Source organism: Streptomyces viridosporus (assembly GCF_002078235.1).
Lineage (GTDB): Bacteria > Actinomycetota > Actinomycetes > Streptomycetales > Streptomycetaceae > Streptomyces > Streptomyces viridosporus.
The window spans coordinates 1-8,660 of sequence record NZ_MSGP01000439.1; the positions used below are offsets into that span (position 1 = coordinate 1).

At 73.8% G+C, this 8,660-nt stretch carries 7 protein-coding genes, 1 pseudogene and 1 riboswitch; of the genes and pseudogenes, 7 read left to right on the forward strand and 1 reads right to left on the reverse strand.

Annotation, left to right across the window (positions count from 1 at the left end; translation table 11 throughout):
• The 6 genes and pseudogenes from B7L92_RS28365 to B7L92_RS28390 all read left to right on the forward strand — a co-directional run.
• A pseudogene (locus B7L92_RS28365) lies at positions 1–235 on the forward strand (hypothetical protein); the annotation flags it as partial.
• 402 nt (positions 236–637) lie between these two features.
• Positions 638–838, forward strand: a complete 201-nt coding sequence (locus B7L92_RS28370) for a DUF5999 family protein (protein WP_004990908.1) — start codon at positions 638–640, stop codon at positions 836–838.
• Positions 839–1,118: 280 nt separating this feature from the next.
• The gene (locus B7L92_RS28375) at positions 1,119–1,514 is read left to right on the forward strand and encodes a TOBE domain-containing protein (RefSeq protein WP_081240249.1); all 396 of its coding nucleotides are present in this window, start codon (positions 1,119–1,121) and stop codon (positions 1,512–1,514) included.
• Between the two features lie 165 nt (positions 1,515–1,679).
• A complete protein-coding gene (gene modA, locus B7L92_RS28380) occupies positions 1,680–2,483 on the forward strand; it encodes a molybdate ABC transporter substrate-binding protein (RefSeq protein ID WP_081240240.1) in 804 nt (267 codons plus the stop codon).
• Positions 2,480–3,376, forward strand: coding sequence for an ABC transporter permease (locus B7L92_RS28385; RefSeq protein WP_081240243.1), 897 nt, complete (start codon positions 2,480–2,482; stop codon positions 3,374–3,376). The genes modA and B7L92_RS28385 overlap by 4 nt, the downstream gene beginning before the upstream one ends.
• Positions 3,377–3,380: 4 nt before the next feature.
• Complete coding sequence (locus B7L92_RS28390; RefSeq protein WP_081240245.1) at positions 3,381–4,493, forward strand: ABC transporter ATP-binding protein; 1,113 nt, start codon at positions 3,381–3,383, stop codon at positions 4,491–4,493.
• 87 nt (positions 4,494–4,580) lie between these two features.
• Here the strand turns inward: B7L92_RS28390 and gcvP are convergent, their stop codons facing one another.
• Complete coding sequence (gene gcvP / locus B7L92_RS28395; protein WP_081240247.1) at positions 4,581–7,466, reverse strand: aminomethyl-transferring glycine dehydrogenase; 2,886 nt, start codon at positions 7,464–7,466, stop codon at positions 4,581–4,583.
• Between the two features lie 174 nt (positions 7,467–7,640).
• Positions 7,641–7,736: riboswitch (glycine riboswitch) on the reverse strand.
• 114 nt (positions 7,737–7,850) lie between these two features.
• Here gcvP and B7L92_RS28400 point away from each other — a divergent pair.
• Positions 7,851–8,225 carry a PRC-barrel domain-containing protein gene (locus B7L92_RS28400; RefSeq protein ID WP_043495410.1) on the forward strand — a complete coding sequence of 125 codons (375 nt, stop codon included), beginning with the start codon at positions 7,851–7,853 and terminating at the stop codon, positions 8,223–8,225.
• Positions 8,226–8,660: the final 435 nt, after the last annotated feature.

Sequence of the window (8,660 nt, forward strand, 5' to 3'; positions counted from 1 at the left end):
GTACCAGCCCCGGCTGCTGTCGGTGCCCGGGCTCTACATGCTGACGCTCTGGCTGCACGGCGACCCCACCGCGGACGCGGCCACCGGACATCCGGCCGCCACCGACCTGCTCGTCCCGCTGGCTCCGGCACCGCCCGGGATCGCGGCCCACCGCCCGCACCGGGTCGCCGACCTGCTCCCGGTACTGACCCACCGGGTGACGCCCACCCGGCTGCTCGACTCCCCCGCCGCCTGAGGCCCCGCGCACTCCGGCTCCGCGTCCCCCGCCGCCCGCGATCCGGGCCGGCGGGGGACGTGCCGTTTCCCCACCCTTTCCCCGCCCCACCGTCCTGCTCTTCCGAGCGCGAAGAGGCTCGCACGAGCCCGGAAAACTTCTCCGCGGCACCGGACTAGCCCCATCCGACCACGCCGAACCACCCGAAGTGACAGTGCAGTTGAGCTGAACCGCCCGCGCGGGTGACGCGTCATCAACCTGTGAGGAGTGGTGCCGCGAAATCCCTGCGGATCGCCGTCCGCGGGGCAACACTGGTTTCCGACCGACCTATCACAACGGGGGGCGGCCATGAACGAAGCTTCACGCCGCGGAACTGACACGACAGACGTCCCACAGGTCACCACAGAGCGAAAGAACCCATCCATGTGCCAGCACCAGTCACCGTGCCCCTCGGCCGACTCCGCCGACCGGGAATCCGCCCGTCTCGTGGCACACCACCCGGAGCAGGGGTGGAGCCTGCTGTGCAACGGTGTCGTGCTCTTCGAGGACACCGGTGAACTCCTGCCCGACGGCAGGGCCATCGCCCCGCAGCGCCCCCGGGGCGCCCGTCTGACCACCGCCTGAGCCCCACAGGGCCCGACGGGGCCCGACGGGGCCCGCCCCGGGACGCCAGGGGCCGGACCGCAGGACCTCCTGCGACCCGGCCCCGACGCGTGTCCGGAGCGGACCACCTACCGTGAGCCGGTGCCCGGCAGGAGTGACGCCCGGCCTCTCCGCCCCCTTCCGCGCGGGGAGTTCGTCCCGCGACGCCCTCCCGCGGGCGCCCGCCTTCCGGAAGGCTCCGAAAGCGCCGCACCGCACCCGGGACCCCGCGGGCCGCCCGCACCGCCCTATCGTGACCGCCATGCAGTCCTACACGATCGGCCAGGCAGCGCGACTGCTCGGCGTGAGCCCGGACACCGCCCGCCGCTGGGCGGACGCGGGCCGGATCACCACCCACCGCGACGACAGCGGGCGGCGCCTCATCGACGGCCGGGACCTGGCCGCGTTCTCGGTCGAACTCGCCAGGGCGGGCACCGCCGAGGAGGACGCCCCCTACACCTCGGCCCGCAACGCCTTCCCCGGCATCGTCACCGCGATCAAACTCGGCGACGTCGCCGCCCAGGTCGAGATCCAGGCCGGCCCGCACCGCCTCGTCTCCCTGCTCACCCGGGAGGCCGTCGAGGAACTGGGCCTCGAGGTCGGCATGGAGGCCACCGCACGCGTGAAGTCGACGAACGTCCACATCGACCGCGTTTGACCGGGCCGGGGACCCGCCGCACGAACGCACATGCCAGCCTTTCAGCGCTCCTCCCTGGCTCGTGCGATATGACAGGGGCCTTCTCCCTGGCAGATGCGTAAGTATCATCAGCAGGGGAGGGCTGTGTCCGCTCCTCCCCCGGCCCGCAGAGGGAGTGCCACCGAGATGACCCGTTCCGCCCACCGCCCCCGGCGGCGCCTGCGGACCGCCGGCGCCGCGGCCGCCGTCCTCCTGGCACTGGGCGGCTGTTCCGCGTCCGGCGCGGACACCTCGGGGTCCGTCGGGGACGGCCCCTCCGGGACGGTCACCGTCTTCGCGGCCGCCTCGCTCGAGGAGGGCTTCACCACGCTCGGCGAGCGGTTCGAGAAGGAGCACCCGGGAACCACGGTCACCTTCAGCTTCGGCGGCAGCGACACCCTGGCCGCCGGCATCTCCGGCGGTGCCCCGGCCGACGTCTTCGCGGCGGCCAGTACCAGGACGATGAAGACCGTCACGGACGAGGGGCTCACCGCGGGCAGCCCGAGCACGTTCGTCCGCAACCGGCTGGAGATCGCCACCCTGCCGGGCAACCCGCGGGGGATCGGCTCCCTGAGGGATCTGGCCGCACCCGGTCTGAAGGTCGTGCTGTGCGACAGGACGGTGCCCTGCGGTGCGGCGGCGCACACGGCCCTCACGGCCGCCGGCGTCGACCTGACGCCGGTCTCCTACGAGCAGGACGTCAAGAGCGCCTTGACGAAGGTCGCGCTGAAGGAGGCCGACGCCGCCGTCGTGTACCGGACGGATGTGAGGGCCGCGGGTGACAGGGTGGAGGGCGTGGAATTCCCGGAGTCGGCCGAGGCCGTCAACGACTACCCGATCGCCCTCCTCGAGAACGCCCCGAACCCGACGGCGGCGAAGGCGTTCGTCGCCCTGGTGGAGTCGCCGGAGGGCCGGAAGGTCCTGACCGGGGCCGGATTCCTCGCGCCATGACCGGCCGGCACGGCACCCCGCCGGACCCGGGCGCCCTCGCCCCGCCCTCCGACGGCGGCCGGAACGGGACACCGACCGCGAAGGCCCCTCGCACGGCGCGCCCGCGCACCCCCGGCCGCGGCGTCCCCCTCCTCCTCCTCGCGCCCGCCCTCCTGGGCCTCGCCTTCCTCCTGGTCCCCCTCCTCGCCCTCCTCCTCAGGGCTCCCTGGCGCAGCCTCCCCGAGCAGCTGACCAGCCCCGAGGTGTGGCAGGCGCTGCGCCTGTCGCTGGTCTGCGCCACGGCGGCGACCGCGCTGAGCCTGGTCATCGGCGTCCCGCTGGCCTGGCTGCTGGCCCGTACGGAGTTCCCCGGCCGCGGCCTGGTCCGCGCCCTGGTGACGCTTCCGCTGGTCCTCCCCCCGGTGGTGGGCGGCGTCGCCCTGCTGCTCGCCCTGGGCCGCAACGGGGTCGTCGGCCAGTGGCTGGACGCGTGGTTCGGCATCACCCTGCCCTTCACCACCGCGGGCGTCGTCCTCGCCGAGACGTTCGTGGCGATGCCGTTCCTCGTCATCAGCGTCGAGGGCACGCTGCGGGCCGCCGACCCGCGTTACGAGGAGGCGGCCGCCACCCTGGGCGCCTCCCGGTTCACCGCGTTCCGCCGGGTCACCCTGCCGCTGGTCGCCCCGGGCATCGCGGCCGGTGCCGTCCTCGCCTGGGCCAGGGCCCTCGGTGAGTTCGGCGCGACGATCACCTTCGCCGGCAACTTCCCCGGCCGCACCCAGACCATGCCGCTCGCGGTGTACCTCGCCCTGCAGAACGACCCGGCCGCCGCGATCGCCCTCAGCCTGGTGCTGCTGGCGGTGTCCGTCGCCGTGCTCGCCGGACTGCGGGACCGCTGGATGAGGACGGTCTGATCCCATGCCCGAGACCACGCCGGAAGACCTCGGGAAGAACCCCGGCAAGAGGTCCGGCCCGGCGCCCGCACCGGCCGCCGAGGGCCTCGACGCGCGGCTCGTCGTCGATCGCGGCGCCTTCCGCCTGGACATCGCGCTCACCGCCGCGCCCGGCGACGTCGTCGCCCTGCTGGGCCCGAACGGCGCCGGCAAGACCACCGCCCTGCGCGCGCTCGCCGGCCTCGCTCCCCTCACGGCGGGCCATCTGCGGCTGGACGGCGCCGAACTGCGCCGCACGCCGCCCGAGTCGCGCCCGGTCGGCGTCGTCTTCCAGGACTACCTGCTCTTCCCGCACCTGACCGCCCTCGACAACGTGGCCTTCGGACCGCGCTGCCGGGGCGCCGGCAAGGCACAGGCCCGCGCCCTGGCCGCCGAGTGGCTGGACCGCATGGGTCTGGCCGAGCACGCCGGTGCCAAGCCCCGTCGGCTCTCCGGCGGCCAGGCCCAGCGCGTGGCGCTCGCCCGCGCCCTGGCCACCCGCCCCCGGCTGTTGCTCCTGGACGAGCCGCTCGCCGCCCTGGACGCCCGTACCCGGCTGGAGGTGCGGGCCGGGCTCCGCCGTCATCTGGCCGCCTTCGAGGCCGTCGCCGTCCTGGTCACGCACGACCCGCTGGACGCCATGGTGCTGGCCGACCGTCTGATCGTCGTGGAGCAGGGCCGGATCGTGCAGGAGGGCACGCCCTCCGACATCGCCCGCCACCCGCGCACCGAGTACGTCGCCCAGCTGGTCGGCCTCAACCTGTACCGCGGGCGGGCCGACGGCCACACGGTCCGGCTCGACGCCGGCCCCGCGGTGAGCACCACGGAGGACCTTTCCGGCCCCGCGTTCGTGGCGTTCCCGCCCGGCGCCGTGACCCTCCACCGCGACCGCCCCACCGGCTCCAGCGCCCGCAACGTCTGGCGCTGCGAGGTCGCCGGCCTGGAGCCGCACGGCGACCAGGTCCGCGCGGAGCTCACCGGCGAACTCCCCCTGACCGCCGACCTCACCGCGGTCGCCGCGGCCGAGCTGGACCTGCATCCGGGCGCTCCGGTGTGGGCGGCGGTCAAGGCCGCGCAGACCCACGCGTACCCGGCGTAGCGCACGGCGGCCCGCGCGCACGGCGAAGGGCCCCGCCCGGCCGTGCGGCCGCAGCGGAGCCCTTCGCGCCCTTCCGTTTCCGGTGGGTCAGTCCTCGTACGCGTCCAGCGGCGGGCAGGAGCACACCAGGTTCCGGTCGCCGAAGGCCTGGTCGATGCGGCGCACCGGCGGCCAGTACTTGTCGGCGGCGCTCACCCCGGCCGGGAACACGGCCTCCTCGCGTCCGTAGGCGTGCTCCCACTCCCCGCCGAGCGCGGCGGCGGTGTGCGGGGCGTTGCGGAGCGGGTTGTCGTCCGCGGGCCACGCGCCGGAGCCGACCTTCTCGATCTCCGCGCGGATCGCGATCATCGCCTCGCAGAACCGGTCGATCTCGGCCAGGTCCTCGGACTCGGTCGGCTCGATCATCAGCGTGCCGGCCACCGGGAACGACATCGTCGGCGCGTGGAAGCCGTAGTCGATCAGCCGCTTGGCCACGTCGTCCACGCTCACGCCGGTCGCCTTGGTCAGCGGGCGCAGGTCGATGATGCACTCGTGCGCGACGAGGCCGCCGGGGCCGGTGTAGAGCACCGGGTAGTGCGGCTCGAGGCGCTTGGCGATGTAGTTGGCGCTGAGCACCGCCACCTGCGTGGCCCGCTTGAGCCCCTCGCCGCCCATGAGACGGACGTACGCCCAGGAGATGGGCAGGATGCCCGCCGAGCCCCACGGCGCGGCCGAGATCGGCCCCACACCGGTCTCCGGGCCGGCCTCGGGCTGGAGCGGGTGGTTCGGCAGGTACGGGGCGAGGTGCGCCCGTACGCCGACCGGGCCGACGCCGGGTCCGCCGCCGCCGTGCGGGATGCAGAAGGTCTTGTGCAGGTTCAGGTGCGAGACGTCACCGCCGAAGTGCCCCGGCTTGGCCAGGCCCACCAGCGCGTTGAGGTTGGCGCCGTCGACGTACACCTGGCCGCCGGCCTCGTGCACCTGCGCGCAGATGTCGGCTACGTGCTCCTCGAACACGCCGTGCGTCGAGGGGTACGTGATCATCAGCACCGCCAGCTCGTCGCGGTACTGCTCGATCTTCGCCCGCAGGTCCTCGACGTCGACCTCGCCGTTCTCGGCGGTCCTGACGACGACGACCTTCATCCCGGCCATCACGGCGCTGGCGGCGTTGGTGCCGTGCGCGGAGGACGGGATCAGGCAGACGGTGCGCTGCTCGTCGCCGTTGGCCCGGTGGTAGCCGCGTACGGCGAGCAGGCCGGCCAGTTCGCCCTGGGAGCCGGCGTTGGGCTGGAGGGAGACCTTGTCGTAACCGGTGACCTCGGCGAGCCGCTCCTCCAGCTCGTGGATGAGCGTGAGGTAGCCCTGCGCCTGCTCGGCGGGCGCGAAGGGGTGCAGCTGCCCGAACTCGGGCCAGGTGATCGGCTCCATCTCGGTGGTCGCGTTGAGCTTCATGGTGCAGGAGCCCAGCGGGATCATGCCGCGGTCCAGCGCGTAGTCCCGGTCGGCGAGGCGGCGCAGGTAGCGCAGCATCGCGGTCTCGGAGCGGTGCTGGTGGAAGACGGGGTGCGTGAGGTACTCGTCGGTGCGCAGGAGCGCGTCCGGCAGCGCGTCCTCGGCGACCGCGTCCAGCGCCTCGACGTCGCCCTCGACGCCGAAGGCGCCCCACACGGCGGCGAGCCGGTCGCGGGTGGTGGTCTCGTCACAGGCGATCGAGACGTGGTCGGCGTCGACCGGACGCAGGTTGACGCCCCGGTCGCGCGCGGCGGCGACGACCTCGGCGGCCCGCCCCGGGACCCGGACGGTCAGCGTGTCGAAGTAGGAACCGTGCACGATCTCGGCCCCGCCGGCCCGCAGCCCCTCGGCGAGGATCGCCGCGTACCGGTGGGTGCGCCGCGCGATGGTCCGCAGCCCCTGCGGGCCGTGGTAGACGGCGTACATGCCGGCCATGACGGCGAGCAGCACCTGGGCGGTGCAGATGTTGCTGGTGGCCTTCTCCCGGCGGATGTGCTGCTCACGGGTCTGCAGCGCCAGCCGGTAGGCCTGGTCTCCGTCCGCGTCGACGGAGACGCCGACGAGCCGCCCGGGCAGGCTGCGCGCCATCTTCTCCTGCACGGCCATGTATCCGGCGTGCGGCCCGCCGAAGCCCATCGGCACCCCGAAGCGCTGCGTGGTGCCGACCGCGATGTCCGCGCCGAGCTCACCGGGCGACTTGAGCAGGGTGAGGGCGAGCAGGTCGGCGGCGACGGTGACGAGCGCGCCGAGCTCGTGCGCCCGGTCGATCACCGGCTTGATGTCGCGCACGGCGCCGGAGGCACCCGGGTACTGGATCAGCACGCCGTTGATCTCGCGCTCGGCGACCTCGGCGGGGATGCCCTCGCTCAGGTCGGCGACGACGACCTCGACGCCGGTCGGCTCGGCCCGGGTCTCGATCACGGCGATGGTCTGCGGCAGCGCGTCCGCGTCGACCAGGAACAGGCCCTTCTTGTTCTTGCCCATGCGCCGCGACAGCGCCATCGCCTCGGCGGCGGCGGTCCCCTCGTCCAGCAGGGAGGCGCCGGAGGTCGGCAGGCCGGTGAGTTCGGCGACCGTGGTCTGGAAGTTCAGCAGCGCCTCGAGCCGTCCCTGCGAGATCTCCGGCTGGTACGGCGTGTAGGCCGTGTACCAGGCCGGGTTCTCCATGACGTTGCGCAGGATGACGGGCGGGGTGAACGTTCCGTAGTACCCGAGCCCGATCATGGAGCCGAGCACCTCGTTGCGGCCGGCCAGCGAACGCAGCTCGGCCAGCACCTCGGCCTCGCTCCGCGCCCCCGGCAGGTCCAGCGCGTCGGCGTTCTTGATCACATCCGGGACCGCGGCGGCCGTCAGTTCGTCCAGCGAGCCGTAACCGACCTGCGCGAGCATCTTGGCCCGGGCCTCGTGGTCGGGGCCGATGTGGCGCTGTTCGAAGGGCGTTCCCTGTTCGAGCTCGGAGAGCGGAGTGCGATGGACGGTCATTGCGGAGGCCTCCTGGTCTGACGACCTTCGAGGGGCACCACGGCGCTGGTGCCCGGACGGCCTCCCCCTCTGTCATCTCAACCTGAGAGCTTCACCGGACCGTCCGAAGGCGTCCGGCTTTCACCGTCGGTGAGAGCGGAAGCCGTCGACACCCGCCCTGCTTTCCAGAGTGACCTCGTCCGTGCGGTACGTGGGCCTGAGAGATTCCGGGGAGGATTTGCTCCTTCGGCGCCTCCGGTGGACTCCGGAGGACTCTCCCGCACGGGGTCAGCAGCCGTTTGCCAGCGTACCAGCGAGCGCCGCACCGGGACTTTCGAGTGGCCGCTCCGCCGATTGTGCCTTTTCGTAGTGCTTACGGATGAGTGTGCGACCAGTGGAGGGCCCGTGCAGACCGACATCGATCCGCGCCACCTGATCGGCCGCAAGGCGTTCGACCGCAACGGAACCCGGATCGGCACGATCGACGAGGTCTATCTCGACGACGCCACCGGAGTGCCCGAGTGGGCGGCGATACGCACCGGACTGTTCAGCAGGGACGCCTTCGTCCCCCTGGAGCCCAGCGAACTGATCGACGGCGCCCTACACGTCCCCTTCGAACGCGCCCTGATCAAGGACGCCCCGGACTTCGGCGTCGGCCGCCACCTCTCCCCGGAGCAGGAGCTCCAGCTCTACCACCACTACGGCCTGGACGTCGCCGCCCCTCCCCCGCTCCCGGACCGCGATTTCGGCAGACTCGCGGGCAAGGACGAACCGGCCTGAGCACCCGGCGGCCCCTCCCCGGCCGCACGCCGTGACCTTCGGGGGGAAGGAGCCGTCCCGCTCACCGGTCCGCGGACGACGTCCGTGCCGCCCGGGGCCGGCGAGGCGGGTCGGCCCGGTCCCCGTCGCCCAGGGCGGGGACGTCCCGCGGGGAGAGCGGAGCGCTCCACGGGCTCTCCTGCCGCCCGGTTCCGCCCCGGCAACCCCGCCCGTCCGCCCGGGGCCGCCGGGGCCCGTCCACGGACCGCCGGGACCCGGCGAGCCGCGGGCGGAGCGCGGACCTCCCGGGGCCTCCACCCCGCCCGCAGGCGCACGGCCGCGCACCCCGCTCACCCCGACGCCGTGGAAGCTCACGGCCGTCCGCCCGTCCGCCCGTCCGGTCCCGCGTCCGCACCCCACCGGCCCCGGCGACCACCGGCCCCGCTCACGGGCCCG